Origin of the sequence: Streptomyces sp. Ru71 (assembly GCF_002920535.1) — a bacterium.
GTDB lineage: Bacteria > Actinomycetota > Actinomycetes > Streptomycetales > Streptomycetaceae > Streptomyces.
Map to the genome: position 1 here is coordinate 1 of NZ_PQSS01000027.1, position 13650 is coordinate 13650.

Below are 13650 nucleotides of genomic sequence, written 5' to 3' on the forward strand. Positions count from 1 at the left end.
TGCGCGCCGGGACCGGGTCGCGATCCAGCTGCCGATGATCCCCGAGGCCGTGTTCGCCATGCTGGCCTGCGCGCGGCTCGGACTGCCGCACAGCGTGGTGTTCGGCGGGTTCTCCCCGGCCGCGCTCCAGTCCCGTATCGAGGACGCCGAGGCACGGCTGCTGATCACCTCGGACGGCCAGTACCGCCGGGGCCGGGCGGAGCCGATGAAGGCGCACACGGACGAGGCGACCGCGGCCACGCCCTGCGTGGAGCACGTCCTGGTGGTCCGCCGCACCGGCATCGACGTGCCCTGGACCGAGGGCCGCGACCTGTGGTGGCACGAGGTGGTGGACGGCCGGCACGACCAGCACACCGCCGAGGACTTCGACGCCGAGCACCCGCTGTTCATCCTGTACACCTCGGGCACGACCGGCCGGCCGAAGGGCATCCTGCACACCTCCGGCGGCTACCTCACCCAGGCCGCCGCCACCCACAGCACGGTCTTCGGCCTCGATCCCGACACCGACGTCTACTGGTGCACGGCCGACATCGGCTGGATCACCGGGCACACCTACATCGTGTACGGGCCGCTGGCCAACCGCACGACGTCCGTGATGTACGAGGGCACGCCCAACACCCCGCACGAGGGGCGCCACTTCGAGATCATCCAGAAGTACGGGGTCTCCGTCTACTACACCGCCCCCACCCTCATCCGCACCTTCATGAAGTGGGGCGAGGACGTCCCGGCCCGCTACGACCTGTCGTCGATCCGGGTGCTCGGCAGCGTCGGCGAGCCGATCAACCCCGAGGCGTGGCGCTGGTACCGCGAGCACATCGGCGGCGACCGGGCGCCGGTCGTGGACACCTGGTGGCAGACCGAGACCGGCGCGGTCATGATCGCCCCCCTGCCCGGCGGCCCCGCCGCCAAGCCCGGTTCGGCGCAGACCCCGCTGCCGGGGATCTCCGCCAAGGTGGTCGACGACCAGGGCCGGGAGGTCGGCAAGGGGGAGAGCGGCTACCTGGTCCTCGACCAGCCGTGGCCGTCGATGCTGCGCGGCGTGTGGGGCGACGACGCGCGCTACCGGGAGACGTACTGGTCCCGCTTCTCCGCGCAGGGCTACTACTTCGCCGGTGACGGCGCCCGCTACGACGAGGACGGCGACATCTGGCTGCTCGGCCGGGTCGACGACGTCATGAACGTCTCCGGGCACCGCATCTCCACCGCCGAGGTCGAGTCGGCGCTCGTGTCGCACCCCGCGGTCGCGGAGGCCGCCGTGGTCGGCGCGTCCGACGCGACGACCGGGCAGGCCATCGTCGCCTTCGTCATCCTGCGCGGCGGCACGGTCTGGTCCGCGGGCGACGTCACCGGTGCGCTGCGCGAACACGTGGCCCAGGAGATCGGCCCCATCGCCAAGCCCCGGCAGATCATGGTCGTCCCCGAGCTGCCCAAGACCCGCTCCGGGAAGATCATGCGCCGGCTGCTGCGCGACGTCGCGGAGAACCGTGAGGTCGGCGATGTCACCACCCTCGCGGACGCCTCGGTCATGGACCTGATCAACGCCGGTCTGTCCGGCGGTTCACCGCAGGCCGGCTGACCGGCTGCTGCACGAGGGGAGTCGGACATGGGACCCACCAGCACCCCGGCCGAGCGGGTCGTGCTCGTCACCGGCGAGGGCGACCTCGCCGCCGACGTGGCGGCAAGCCTCCTGGAGCGCGGCGCCCGGGTGGCGCTGGCCGGGCCCGACGCCGACGCGGCCCGCCTCGCGCCGCCACCGGGACCGGCGCTGCTCGCGCTGCCCTGTGCCCGCGACGACCTCGTCGGTCTCGGCCGGGCCGTCGACACGGTCGTCGAACGTCTCGGCCGCCTCGACCACCTGGTGAACCTCGTCGCGGCCCGCCCCCGCCCCGGTCCGCTGATGGAACTGGACCCACAGGCCCTGCACGACCTCCTGCACGGCGGCCTCGTCACGCCGCTGGCCTGCGTGCAGCGCGCCTACCGGCGCTGGATGGCCGCGCACGGCGGCTCGGTGGTCAACGTGGCCGCCGCCACGGGGCGGGACGGACCGCAGGACGCGGCCCTGGCCGGCCTGACCGAGCTCACCGAGTGGCTGGCCGCCGAACTGGCACCCCGGGTCGACGTCCACACCCTGCTGCCCAGCCCCTCACTGGGCCCGGGCGCCTACCGGGCCGGCGTGCCCGAAGTGGTGTGCGACCTCCTGACCCGCCGGACCAACCCCGAGCACGGGCCGGTGCTCGTGCTCAGCGAGGAACCCGCCTGCCCCTCCCGTGCCGCCTGACCGCGGCGTACGACGACGCCGGCACCGACAACACGACCTGACACAGAACCCGAAAGGTGCGCAGCACTGATGCGACTCGTCCTCATCGGCCCTCCCGGAGCGGGCAAGGGAACCCAGGCGGCCGTGCTCAGCGAGCGGCTCGGCGTCCCCCACATCTCCACCGGAGACCTGTTCCGGGAGCACGTGACGCGCCGGACCCCGCTCGGACGGGAGGCCCGGCGCTACCTCGACACCGGTGAACTCGTCCCCGACCACGTCACATCGGGCATGGTCCGCGAACGCCTCGCCCAGCCGGACGCCCGGCACGGCTTCCTCCTCGACGGATTCCCCCGCACGGTGCCGCAGGCGCGGGAGCTCGCCACCGTGCTGGGCGCCGCCGGCTGCGCACTGGACGCGGTGCTGGAGTTCGCCGCTCCCGACGAGGTCGTCGTGGCACGCCTGTCGGACCGGGGCCGCCCGGACGACACGGAGGACGTCATCCGCAACCGGCTGCGGGTGTACCAGCGTCTGACGGCACCCCTGCTCGCCCACTACGCGGGCATCCTGCTGACGGTCGACGCCGTCGGCCCGGTCGAGGAGGTCACGGAACGGGCCCTGGACGGTCTGTCCGATCTCCAGCGACGGGCCGGATGACCCCCAGAGCGGCCCAGGCCCGTTCGCCTAGCACTCGATGATGTTCACCGCGAGACCGCCGCGGGCGGTCTCCTTGTACTTCACGCTCATGTCCGCGCCCGTGTCCTTCATCGTCTTGATGACCTTGTCGAGGGACACCTTGTGCGAGCCGTCGCCGCGCAGCGCCATGCGCGCCGCCGTGACCGCCTTGACCGCGGCCATGCCGTTGCGCTCGATGCACGGGATCTGGACCAGGCCGCCGACCGGGTCGCAGGTCAGGCCGAGATTGTGCTCCATGCCGATCTCGGCGGCGTTCTCCACCTGCTCCGGCGAGCCGCCCATGACCTCGGCGAGCGCGCCCGCGGCCATCGAGCAGGCGGAGCCGACCTCGCCCTGGCAGCCGACCTCGGCGCCGGAGATGGAGGCGTTCTCCTTGAACAGCATGCCGATCGCGCCCGCGGCGAGCAGGAAGCGGACCACGCCGTCCTCGTCGGCGCCCGGCACGAAGTTGATGTAGTAGTGCAGGACGGCGGGAATGATGCCGGCGGCACCGTTGGTCGGGGCGGTGACGACCCGGCCGCCCGCCGCGTTCTCCTCGTTCACGGCCATCGCGTAGAGCGTGATCCACTCCATCGCCAGGGCCTTCGCGTCGCCCTCCGAGCGCAGCTTGCGCGCGGTGGTCGCGGCGCGGCGCCGCACCTTCAGCCCGCCCGGCAGGATCCCCTCGCGGCTCATGCCGCGCTCGACGCACTCCCGCATCACCCGCCAGATCTCCAGCAGACCGGCGCGGATCTCCTCCTCGGTGCGCCAGGCCCGCTCGTTCTCCAGCATCAGCGAGGAGATCGACAGGCCCGTGTCCTTGGTCAGCCGCAGCAGCTCGTCACCGGTGCGGAAGGGGTACTTCAGCACGGTGTCGTCGAGCTTGATCCGGTCCGCGCCGACCGCGTCCTCGTCGACCACGAAACCGCCGCCGACCGAGTAGTACGTCTTGGTCAGCAGCTCGGCGCCCGAGGCGTCGTACGCCCACAGGGTCATGCCGTTGGCGTGGTAGGGCAGGGCCTTGCGGCGGTGCAGGACCAGGTCGTCGTCGAAGGAGAAGGCGATCTCGCGCTCGCCGAGCAGAGTGATCCGGCCCGCAGCCTTGATCGCCTCCACCCGCTCGTCCGCCGTCTCGACGTCCACCGTGCGCGGGGAGTCCCCCTCCAGGCCGAGCAGCACGGCCTTCGGGGTGCCGTGGCCGTGCCCGGTCGCACCGAGCGAGCCGTACAGCTCGCAGCGCACGGACGCGACCGAGGCCAGCAGGTCCTCGTTGCGCAGCCGGCGCGCGAACATGCGCGCCGCCCGCATCGGGCCGACCGTGTGGGAGCTGGACGGGCCGATGCCGATCGAGAACAGGTCGAAGACCGAGATGGCCACGGGAAGACTCCTGTAGGACGGGGGTGGGGGGCACCGCGCGTGGGGTTCTCCCAGTGTGCGCGATGCCCCGCAAACAGTGACTTACTTGTTCAGACCGGGGTACAGCGGGTGCTTTTCCACCAGCGCCTGGACCCGGGCCTTCAGCGCGTCCGCGTCGTACGACGGCTTCAGCGCCTCGGCGATCACGTCCGCGACCTCGGCGAAGTCCTCGGCCGTGAAGCCGCGGGTCGCCAGGGCCGGCGTGCCGATCCGCAGACCCGAGGTGACCATCGGCGGGCGCGGGTCGTTCGGGACCGCGTTGCGGTTGACCGTGATGCCCACCTCGTGGAGGCGGTCCTCGGCCTGCTGGCCGTCCAGCTCGCTCTCGCGCAGGTCGACCAGGACCAGGTGCACGTCGGTGCCGCCGGTCAGGACGTTGATTCCCGCCGCACGGGCGTCCGGCGAGGTCAGCCGCTCGGCGAGGATGCGGGCGCCCTCCAGGGTACGGCCCTGGCGCTCCTTGAAGTCCTCGGACGCCGCCAGCTTGAAGGAGACCGCCTTGGCCGCGATCACGTGCTCCAGGGGGCCGCCCTGGAAGCCCGGGAAGACCGAGGAGTTCAGCTTCTTGGCGAAGTCCTGCTTGGCCAGGATGATGCCGCCGCGCGGGCCGCCCAGCGTCTTGTGCGTGGTGGACGTCACGACGTCGGCGAACGGCACCGGGTTCGGGTGCAGCCCGGCCGCGACCAGACCGGCGAAGTGCGCCATGTCGACCCACAGGTACGCCTCGACCTCGTCGGCGATCCGGCGGAACTCCGCGAAGTCCAGCTGGCGCGGGTACGCCGACCAGCCGGCGATGATCACCTTGGGGCGGTGCTCCTTGGCGAGCCGCTCGACCTCGGCCATGTCGATCAGGCCGTCGTCGCCGACGTGGTACGGGACGACCTTGAACTGCTTGCCCGAGAAGTTCAGCCGCATCCCGTGGGTGAGGTGGCCGCCGTGCGCCAGGTTCAGGCCCAGGATGGTGTCGCCGGGCTGGGCCAGCGCGAACAGGGCCGCCTGGTTGGCGGAGGCGCCGGAGTGGGGCTGCACGTTGGCGTACTCGGCGCCGAACAGCTCCTTGACCCGGTCGATGGCGATCTGCTCGGTGACGTCGACGTGCTCGCAGCCGCCGTAGTAGCGGCGGCCCGGGTAGCCCTCGGCGTACTTGTTGGTCAGCACCGAGCCCTGGGCCTCCAGGACCGCCACCGGGGCGAAGTTCTCGGAGGCGATCATCTCCAGCGTGGACTGCTGGCGGTGCAGCTCGGCGTCGACCGCGGCGGCCACGTCCGGGTCGAGCTCGTGCAGGGGAGTGTTCAGAAGCGACATGGTGGAGTGTGCGCCCTCTCAGCCGGCGGTGAAGGCGGTGTACTCGTCGGCCGACAGCAGGTCCGCCGGCTCGTCCGAGACGCGGACCTTGAACAGCCAGCCGCCCTCGAAGGGGGCCGAGTTCACCAGGGACGGGTCGTTCACGACGTCCTCGTTGACCTCGGTGACCTCGCCGTTGACCGGGGAGTACAGCTCGGAGACCGACTTCGTCGACTCCAGCTCACCGCAGGACTCGCCCGCCTCCACGGTGGAACCGACCTCGGGGAGCTGGACGAACACCACGTCACCGAGCGCGTTGGCCGCGTGCTCCGTGATGCCGACCGTCGAGACGCCGTCCTCGGCGGCCGACAGCCACTCGTGCTCCTTGCTGTAGCGCAGCTGCTGGGGGTTGCTCATGGCCTGAATTCTCCTGTACGCGCGGGAGTGCTGATGAATGGGGGACTGCGAAGACACGTGTGACCAGGGGCGATGTGCCCCATGTCACGTCCGATGGCCTACGACAGTGTCACTTCTGACGCTTGTAGAACGGCAGCGCCACGACCTCGTACGGCTCGTGCGTGCCTCGGATGTCCACGCCGACACCGGCCGTGCCCGGCGCCGCGTGCGCCGCGTCGACGTAGGCCATGGCGATCGGCTTGCCCAGCGTGGGGGAGGGGGCGCCCGAGGTCACCTCGCCGACGACCTTGCCGTCCGCGACGACCTGGAACCCGGCGCGGGGGATGCGGCGGCCCTCGGCGACCAGGCCGACCAGGACGCGCGGCGGGTTGCTCGCGGCGCGCTCGGCGGCGGCGGCGAGCGCCTCGCGCCCGACGAAGTCGCCCTCCTTGTCGAACTTGACCACCCGGCCGAGCCCGGCGTCGAAAGGGGTCAGTTCGGCGGTCAGCTCGTGCCCGTACAGCGGCATGCCCGCCTCCAGGCGCAGCGTGTCCCGGCAGGACAGCCCGCACGGCACCAGGCCGGCGCCCTCGCCGGCCTTGGTCAGCGCCTGCCACAGCTCGACGGCGTGCTCGGGCTTCACGAACAGCTCGAAGCCGTCCTCACCGGTGTAGCCGGTGCGCGCGATCAGCGCGGGCACGCCGGCGACGGTGCCGGGCAGGCCGGCGTAGTACTTCAGACCGTCCAGGTCGGCGTCGGTGAGGGACTTCAGGATGCCGGGGGACTCGGGGCCCTGCACGGCGAGCAGCGCGTACGCGTCCCGGTCGTCGCGGACCTCGGCGTCGAAGCCGGCGGCGCGCTCGGTCAGCGCGTCCAGCACGACCTGGGCGTTGGAGGCGTTGGCGACGACCATGTACTCGGTCTCGGCGAGCCGGTAGACGATCAGGTCGTCCAGGATGCCGCCGTCGGCCTGGCAGATCATGGTGTAGCGGGCGCGGCCGGTCTTGACCGCGCCGATGTTGCCGACCAGCGCGAAGTCGAGGAGGGCGGCGGCCTGCGGGCCGGTGACGATGATCTCGCCCATGTGCGAGAGGTCGAAAAGCCCGGCCTTGGTGCGGACGGCGTTGTGCTCGTCGCGCTCGGAGCCGTAACGCAGCGGCATGTCCCAGCCGGCGAAGTCGGTCATGGTCGCGCCGAGCGAGCGATGCACGGCATCGAGCGCGGTGTGACGGAGTTCGGTACTGCTCATCGGTCGGTCGTCTCCCAGGGGAAGGACAGGCGAGGAAGTTCCTCCCCATCTGTCATCGGAACCTGAGAGGTTCGCCATGACCGCGCATGCGGTCCTGGCTTGCACCTTGGGTGGAGCCGCCCGGACGGTGGCGACCCGCTTTTCAGATGTGCCTCGCCCGCGCGGTAACGGGGCCTGAGAGATTCAAGGGAGGGACTTGCTCCTTCGGCGCCCCAGCTGTGGCTGGGAACTCTCCCGCGCGGATTCAAACGGCCGGTATGCAGTTGGCGGGCTCATCATTGCATGCCTCGTCCGTTCGCGGCAGGCCGCATCTGTAACCGGGTTGTGGCGGTACGCACACGAAAACGCGAGGCAACCGGCATTACCTTCTCTTTACGTTTGATGGGCAGGTCACTACCTGACCCCCAGGGGAGGACGATGACGGTGGACAGGACCACGGCGTATGCGACGACCTCGGGCATCGCGCTGCCCTCGCAGCCCGCGACGCCCGCCCTGGAGACCCGGCCCGCCCCGGTGGTGCGGGACCTGCGCGAGCGGGCCGGCCGCAGCCCGCGCGCCCTGCTGTTCGGCCCTGGGGACGTGGTCGTGGTCACCGGGCTGCCCGGCGGCGGCAAGTCCACGCTGATGCGGCGCGCGGTGCCCGGGCCGCGTGTCGACTCCCAGGACACCCGCGACCGCTTCGACGCCCGGGTGCCCCGGCTGCTGCCGTACGCGGTCTACCGCCCCCTGGTCCGCCTCGCCCACTACGCCGCCCTGCGCCGTGCCCTGCGCGGCGGCGAGGGCGTCGTCGTGCACGACTGCGGCACCCAGTCCTGGGTGCGCGCCTGGCTGGCCCGCGCCGCCCGGCGGCGCGGCGGCACGCTGCATCTGCTGCTCCTCGACGTCGACCCGGAGACGGCCCTGACCGGCCAGCGCGAGCGCGGCCGCGGGGTCTCCCACTACGCCTTCCGCCGCCACCGCCGGGCCACGGCCCGCCTCCGCGACGCAGTCCAACGCGGCGACCTCCCACCCGGCTGCACCTCGGCGACCCTCCTGGACCGCGAGGCGGCCAACACCCTGCACCGCATCACGTTCACGGGCTGAGGGGCCCGCACGGGCGGGGCTTTGTCCTGGGGTGCCGGGGTGTGGTGTGCGGGTGCGCCGCGGGCGGCCGGGTGCCGGTCCGGGGGCGACGGGCGTCGGTGCCTGCCGTGCGGGTGCGCCGAGGCGCGTCAGGCCGAGATGCCGGCGGGCGGGTCCGGTCGGCCGCATCCGCCCCACCCCGCCCCAGTCACCGCAGCCCCGGCGCCACCCCGCGCCGTATCCCAGAAGGCGTCCGCGCGCGGTGGTGCCCGGGCTGAAACTCCTTTCGCTCCCAGCGGTTAGCCTTTCAGCCACAGCAGCGGTTCGAAGCAGATGGTGGAGAGATGGACTTCCCGGCCGACCTTCCGGCGGACTTCCCGGCCCCGGCGCACCCCCATCCGCACGGCGGATGGCCCGGCAACGAGCTGGAGGAGGTGCTGTCGGCCTCCCTCGGCGTGCCGGGGGCCGGCGGCAGGATCGTGGAGGTCCTGGGCCGCAGCTTCCTGTGGATCCCGCTGCCCAACGGCGGCGGCCCGCACAGCGGCCCCCTGGACCTGCCCACCACCGAGCTCGACGGCCAGGCCTACGTACCCGTCTTCAGCTCCGAGGAGCAGTTCCGCCAGGCCACCGGCTCCCACATGGCGTACACCGTCGCGCCCGCAGTGGAGTTCGCCCGCGGCCTGCCCGCGCAGGTCGGCATCGCGGTGAACCCGGGCGGCGTGGTCGGCGTCCCGCTGCCGCCGGAGGCGGTGGCCGAGCTGTGCCGCTCCGGCCGCACCCCGCTGGACGGCCCCGCGAGCGGCGGCCGGGTCCGCCTGTTCGAGCCGGACTGGCAGGACGACCCCGTCGACTTCCTCTCCGCCGCGTCCGCCGAGTTCGAGGCCACCGGCATCGTCCTGACCGCCCGCCGGTGCCTGGCCGCGATCGAGACGGCCGACCCGGTCATGTTCGTCGGCGTCGAACTCTCCCAGTGGGAGGGCGATCTGAGGAACGCCCCGCTGGACGCGCTGGGCCGGGCCCTGGGCAGCACCCCGGCCCCCTGGCCGGTCAACCTGATCCTGCTGGACCTGGCCGGCGACGACCCCGTGGCGCTCTGGCTGAGGGAGAAGGTACGGCCGTTCTACAGCAAGGCGGGCTGACCCGCCCAACGCACCGCTCTCCCCGGTCCTCCCCACCCGCCACTTAACCTGGTTTCATAGCTCGGTCGAGGGTGTTGTAAGAAAGGGCGATTCGAAGTGAGCGCGAGCGGCACGGCCGCGACCGGCCAGGTCGAGCACATGCTGCGCCAGGTGACGCCCGGGCGGTACGACGCCTACGAGGCGCTGCTGCGCGCCCTCGCCACGCCCGCCACCGGCCAGATCTGGATGCTGCTGTGGCACGGCCAGGCCGGCTCCCCGGACGCCCAGTACGGAAGCATGGAGGTCGACGGCCACGGCTACGCCCCGTGCGTCACCTCCGCCCAGGAGCTGAGCGCCAGCGGCTGGAACCGGTCGTACGAGGTGGTCGACGGCCTGGAGGTGGCCCGCGCCCTCTACCCCGACCACTACGGCCTGTGGCTCAACCCGCACGCCCCCGGCGGCGGCGTCGGCATCCCCTGGCTGGATCTGCGCCGCATCGCCACCGGCCTGGACCGCCAGCCCGCCGGCCCCCTGCGCCTGTCGGAGCCGGCCATCGAGATCCCGCAGTTCTACGCCCTGCTCGCGCAGAACGCGCACCGCACCCCGGCGATCCGCTCGCTGCGCCGCGCCTGGGTGCAGCCGGCGCTCGGATCGCCGTACCTCGTCATCGGCCTGGACGTCTACGACACCTCGCCGGCCGCCGTGGACTCCGTACGCGCGATGATGCAGCAGTCCCTCGGCGCGGTGCCGGACGGCCTGCCGGTGTCGACCGTGGCGATGAGCGACGACTACGACCCGGTCGTGATGTGGATGCGGGCCACCGCCCGCCCGTTCTACGACCGTGAGGCCCACGCGGCGGCCCCGGCCCCGGCCCAGGCGCCCGCGGCCGGCTACGGCTACCCGCCGCCGGCACCCGGCCGGTACTGACGCCGGCTCAGCGCCACACGGGAACCGGAGAGCACTCCGCACCCTTCTGCGCGCGTAGATCAAGGCGGATGACCCCGTCCCGTCCGATTCGTCCCGGTTAGTCCCCGTCCGGCCCGCGCCACCCGCCGTCCGGATAACGGAACCCCCCAGACAGCATCACGTTTAGGCATCCTTTCACCGCCAAGTCTGGCAACTGATCGCACAAGCGTTGAAGACTCCCGCTCCAAGGGGCCCAGTCGCCCCTGTGTACGACTGAGTACGACGGACTGACCATGCCGCCACAGCGGCAAGTGCGGGCCGGCTACCGCCGGTTGAGAGGGGTCCCTGCCAGATGACGGCACCATTGCACGAGCCGACCGCGGAAGCGGCCCCGAGCGCGGCCGAGGAAGCGGCGGTTGCGACCACCGGCGCGAAGGCCGTCCAGGGCCGGTCCCTGGGCCGGATCGCCTGGGAGCGCCTGAAGCGGGACAAGCTCGCCCTCACGGGCGGCGTCGTCGTGCTGCTCCTCATCGTCGTCGCCCTGCTCGCACCCTTGATCACCAAGGCGGCCGGGCAGGACCCGAACGCCTATCACGAGAACCTGATCGACCCGCTGTTCGGCACCCCCAAGGGGTCGCTGGGCGGTATGAGCGGGGAGCACTGGCTGGGCGTCGAGCCCGTCAACGGCCGCGACATCTTCGCCCGTATCGTCTACGGCGCCCAGATCTCCCTGCTGGTCGGCTTCCTGTCCGCGATCGTCGCCGTCGTCCTCGGCACGGTCCTGGGCATCCTCGCCGGCTTCTTCGGCGGCTGGGTCGACTCGCTGATCAGCCGGGTGATGGACGGCCTGCTGGCCTTCCCGCAGCTGCTGTTCACCATCGCGCTGGTCTCCGTCATGCCGAACAACATGCTGGGCCTGTCCGGCACCGGCGTGCGCGTGTTCATGATGATCGTGGTCATCGGCTTCTTCGGCTGGCCCTACATCGGACGCGTGGTGCGCGGCCAGACGCTCTCGCTGCGCGAGCGCGAGTACGTCGAGGCCGCCCGATCGCTGGGCGCCGGGCGGCTGTACATCCTGTTCAAGGAGCTGCTGCCCAATCTCGTGGCGCCGATCATCGTCTACACGACGATGATGATCCCCACCAACATCCTCACCGAGGCGGCACTCAGCTTCCTGGGCGTGGGCGTCAAGCCGCCCACCGCCTCCTGGGGGCAGATGCTTTCGAGCGCGATCGACTACTACGACTCGGACCCCATGTACATGGTGGTCCCCGGCGTGGCGATCTTCGTCACCGTTCTTGCCTTCAACCTCTTCGGCGACGGCGTGCGCGACGCGCTCGACCCCAAGGGCTCCCGCTGAAGTGCCGTACCCCAAGCGACCCGTGGCAGCACCTGGCACGGGGTCTCTCATCAAATCCGGAGGATCCGAGATCGTGACTACGCAACGCACCTCAGGGCGGCGCAAGCAGGCCATGGCCGCCGCCTTCGTGGTCGCCGGGCTGCTGACCACGGCGGCGTGCGGCGGCGGTGGCAGCGACGACGGTGGCTCGAAGTCCGGTGCCGCCGGCTTCGACGCCGCCAACAACAAGGTCGCCCAGGCCTCGCTGGCCAAGAAGGGCGGCACGCTGAGGTTCGGCGCCGCCCAGGACGCCGACTCCTGGGACACCACGCGCGGCTACTACGGCTTCATGTGGAACTTCTCCCGCTACTACAGCCGCCAGCTGGTCACGAACAAGCCGGCCCCGGGCAAGGAGGGCGCCACCCTCACCCCGGACCTCGCCACCGGCCTGGCCAAGGTCACCGACGACGGCAAGACCTACACGTACACGCTGCGCGACGGGATCACCTGGGAGGACGGCAAGCCGATCACCTCCAAGGACCTCAAGTACGGCATCGAGCGCATCTGGGCGCAGGACGTCCTCTCCGGCGGTCCGACCTACCTGAAGGACGTGCTCGACCCCAAGGGCGAGTACAAGGGCCCCTACAAGGACACCACCGCCGACCACCTGGGCCTGAAGGCGATCGACACGCCGGACGACAAGACCATCGTCTTCCACCTGCCGAAGGCCAACTCGGACTTCGAGGAGATGCTGGCCCTGACCTCGGCGTCCCCGGTCCGCCAGGACATGGACACCAAGTCGAAGTACGGTCTGAAGCCCTTCTCCTCCGGCCCGTACAAGTTCCAGTCGTACAACCCGGGCAAGGACCTCACCCTCGTCCGCAACACCAACTGGAAGCAGGCCTCGGACCCGGTCCGCAAGGCGTACCCGGACAAGATCACGGTCAAGTTCTTCTCCAACGCCAACGAGCTGGACCAGCGCCTGATCAACGGCGACCTGGACCTGGACATCAACCAGACCGGCATGTCGCCGCAGGGCCGCCAGATCGCCCTGAAGCAGCACAAGGCCAACCTGGACAACCCGACGTCCGGCTACATCCGTTACGCGGTCTTCCCGCAGAGCGTGAAGCCGTTCGACAACATCCACTGCCGCCTGGCCGTGATCTACGGCGCCGACCACGTCTCCCTGCAGACCGCGCGTGGCGGCCCCCTGGCCGGCGGTGAAATCGGCACCAACATGCTGCCGCCGTCCGTCGCGGGTGGCGAGGGCCAGAAGTACGACCCGTACCAGCTCGCCGGTGCCAACAAGAACGGCAACGCCGCCAAGGCCAAGGAAGAGCTGAAGGCCTGCGGCCAGCCGAACGGCTTCAAGACCACCATCGCGGTGCGCAACAACAAGCCGGTCGAGGTGGCCACCGCCCAGTCCCTGCAGGCGTCGCTGAAGAAGGTCGGCATCAACGTCGACATCGACCAGTACGACGGCTCGCAGACCACCGGCATCATCGGCAGCCCCTCGAACGTGCAGAAGAAGGGCTACGGCATCATCATCATGGGCTGGGGCCCGGACTTCCCGTCCGTGCAGGGCTTCGGTCTGCCGCTGTGGGACAGCAAGTACATCCAGCAGAGCGGTAACAACAACTACGCCCTGATCAACGACAAGACGATCGACGGGCTGTTCGACTCCTACGTGAACACGCTGGACGACGCCGGCAAGACCAAGATCGCCACGGAGATCAACCACAAGGTCATGGAGGGCGGCTACTACCTGCCCTTCGTCTTCGAGAAGTTCATCAACTGGCGCAGCGACAACCTGGCGAACGTCTACACCACCGACGGCTACAGCGGTATGTACGACTTCGTCAACCTCGGTCTGAAGAACTCGAAGTAAACCCGGCACACCCGCCGTACGGCACGAAAGGCAGGTGAAGGCCGGCGCGGCGTGACCGCGGGC

Annotated in this window: 12 protein-coding genes and 1 riboswitch; of the genes, 8 read left to right on the plus strand and 4 right to left on the minus strand. The window is 71.0% G+C overall.

Annotated elements, in window-relative coordinates:
- The 3 genes from acs to C3489_RS17930 all read left to right on the plus strand — a co-directional run.
- Positions 1 to 1576, plus strand: a 1576-nt coding sequence (gene acs, locus C3489_RS17920) for an acetate--CoA ligase (protein ID WP_103782857.1), incomplete at its 5' end; no start/stop codon positions are given.
- A 27-nt stretch (positions 1577 to 1603) separates the two neighbouring features.
- Positions 1604 to 2278 (plus strand): SDR family NAD(P)-dependent oxidoreductase, encoded by a 675-nt coding sequence (locus C3489_RS17925; RefSeq protein WP_103782858.1) that lies wholly within the window; start codon positions 1604 to 1606, stop codon positions 2276 to 2278.
- A gap of 69 nt (positions 2279 to 2347) precedes the next feature.
- Complete coding sequence (locus C3489_RS17930; RefSeq protein WP_103782859.1) at positions 2348 to 2911, plus strand: adenylate kinase; 564 nt, start codon at positions 2348 to 2350, stop codon at positions 2909 to 2911.
- A gap of 27 nt (positions 2912 to 2938) precedes the next feature.
- On the opposite strand, the gene C3489_RS17935 is transcribed toward C3489_RS17930, so the two are convergent.
- From C3489_RS17935 to gcvT, 4 genes are all read right to left on the minus strand, one after another.
- A complete protein-coding gene (locus C3489_RS17935) occupies positions 2939 to 4306 on the minus strand; it encodes an L-serine ammonia-lyase (RefSeq protein WP_103782860.1) in 1368 nt (455 codons plus the stop codon).
- A gap of 81 nt (positions 4307 to 4387) precedes the next feature.
- Positions 4388 to 5650 (minus strand): serine hydroxymethyltransferase, encoded by a 1263-nt coding sequence (glyA, locus tag C3489_RS17940; protein WP_103782861.1) that lies wholly within the window; start codon positions 5648 to 5650, stop codon positions 4388 to 4390.
- An 18-nt stretch (positions 5651 to 5668) separates the two neighbouring features.
- A complete protein-coding gene (gcvH, locus tag C3489_RS17945; protein WP_103782862.1) occupies positions 5669 to 6046 on the minus strand; it encodes a glycine cleavage system protein GcvH in 378 nt (125 codons plus the stop codon).
- 109 nt (positions 6047 to 6155) lie between these two features.
- Positions 6156 to 7274 (minus strand): glycine cleavage system aminomethyltransferase GcvT, encoded by a 1119-nt coding sequence (gene gcvT, locus C3489_RS17950; protein WP_103782863.1) that lies wholly within the window; start codon positions 7272 to 7274, stop codon positions 6156 to 6158.
- A 152-nt stretch (positions 7275 to 7426) separates the two neighbouring features.
- A riboswitch (glycine riboswitch) is annotated at positions 7427 to 7521 on the minus strand.
- Between the two features lie 170 nt (positions 7522 to 7691).
- On the opposite strand from gcvT, the gene C3489_RS17955 reads away from it, so the two are divergent.
- The 5 genes from C3489_RS17955 (at position 7692) to C3489_RS17975 (ending at position 13587) form a co-directional block, all read left to right on the plus strand.
- The gene (locus C3489_RS17955) at positions 7692 to 8357 is read left to right on the plus strand and encodes an AAA family ATPase (RefSeq protein ID WP_103782864.1); all 666 of its coding nucleotides are present in this window, start codon (positions 7692 to 7694) and stop codon (positions 8355 to 8357) included.
- 323 nt (positions 8358 to 8680) lie between these two features.
- Positions 8681 to 9475, plus strand: coding sequence for an enhanced serine sensitivity protein SseB (locus tag C3489_RS17960; RefSeq protein WP_103782865.1), 795 nt, complete (start codon positions 8681 to 8683; stop codon positions 9473 to 9475).
- 96 nt (positions 9476 to 9571) lie between these two features.
- A complete protein-coding gene (locus C3489_RS17965) occupies positions 9572 to 10381 on the plus strand; it encodes an enhanced serine sensitivity protein SseB C-terminal domain-containing protein (protein WP_103782866.1) in 810 nt (269 codons plus the stop codon).
- Between the two features lie 331 nt (positions 10382 to 10712).
- Entirely contained in the window at positions 10713 to 11720 is a 1008-nt protein-coding gene (locus C3489_RS17970; RefSeq protein ID WP_103782867.1) for an ABC transporter permease, read from the plus strand.
- A 73-nt stretch (positions 11721 to 11793) separates the two neighbouring features.
- On the plus strand, positions 11794 to 13587 hold the full coding sequence (locus tag C3489_RS17975) for an ABC transporter substrate-binding protein (protein WP_103782868.1): 1794 nt from the start codon (positions 11794 to 11796) through the stop codon (positions 13585 to 13587).
- The last annotated feature ends 63 nt before the right edge of the window (positions 13588 to 13650 follow it).

Bases quoted from the DNA above. Each gene is read 5' to 3' on its own strand.
- gcvH (WP_103782862.1), bottom strand. From the start codon at position 6,046: ATGAGCAACCCCCAGCAGCTGCGCTACAGCAAGGAGCACGAGTGGCTG.
- gcvT (WP_103782863.1), bottom strand. From the start codon at position 7,274: ATGAGCAGTACCGAACTCCGTCACACCGCGCTCGATGCCGTGCATCGC.
- C3489_RS17970 (WP_103782867.1), top strand. From the start codon at position 10,713: ATGACGGCACCATTGCACGAGCCGACCGCGGAAGCGGCCCCGAGCGCG.
- C3489_RS17930 (WP_103782859.1), top strand. From the start codon at position 2,348: ATGCGACTCGTCCTCATCGGCCCTCCCGGAGCGGGCAAGGGAACCCAG.
- C3489_RS17925 (WP_103782858.1), top strand. From the start codon at position 1,604: ATGGGACCCACCAGCACCCCGGCCGAGCGGGTCGTGCTCGTCACCGGC.
- glyA (WP_103782861.1), bottom strand. From the start codon at position 5,650: ATGTCGCTTCTGAACACTCCCCTGCACGAGCTCGACCCGGACGTGGCC.
- C3489_RS17960 (WP_103782865.1), top strand. From the start codon at position 8,681: ATGGACTTCCCGGCCGACCTTCCGGCGGACTTCCCGGCCCCGGCGCAC.
- C3489_RS17955 (WP_103782864.1), top strand. From the start codon at position 7,692: ATGACGGTGGACAGGACCACGGCGTATGCGACGACCTCGGGCATCGCG.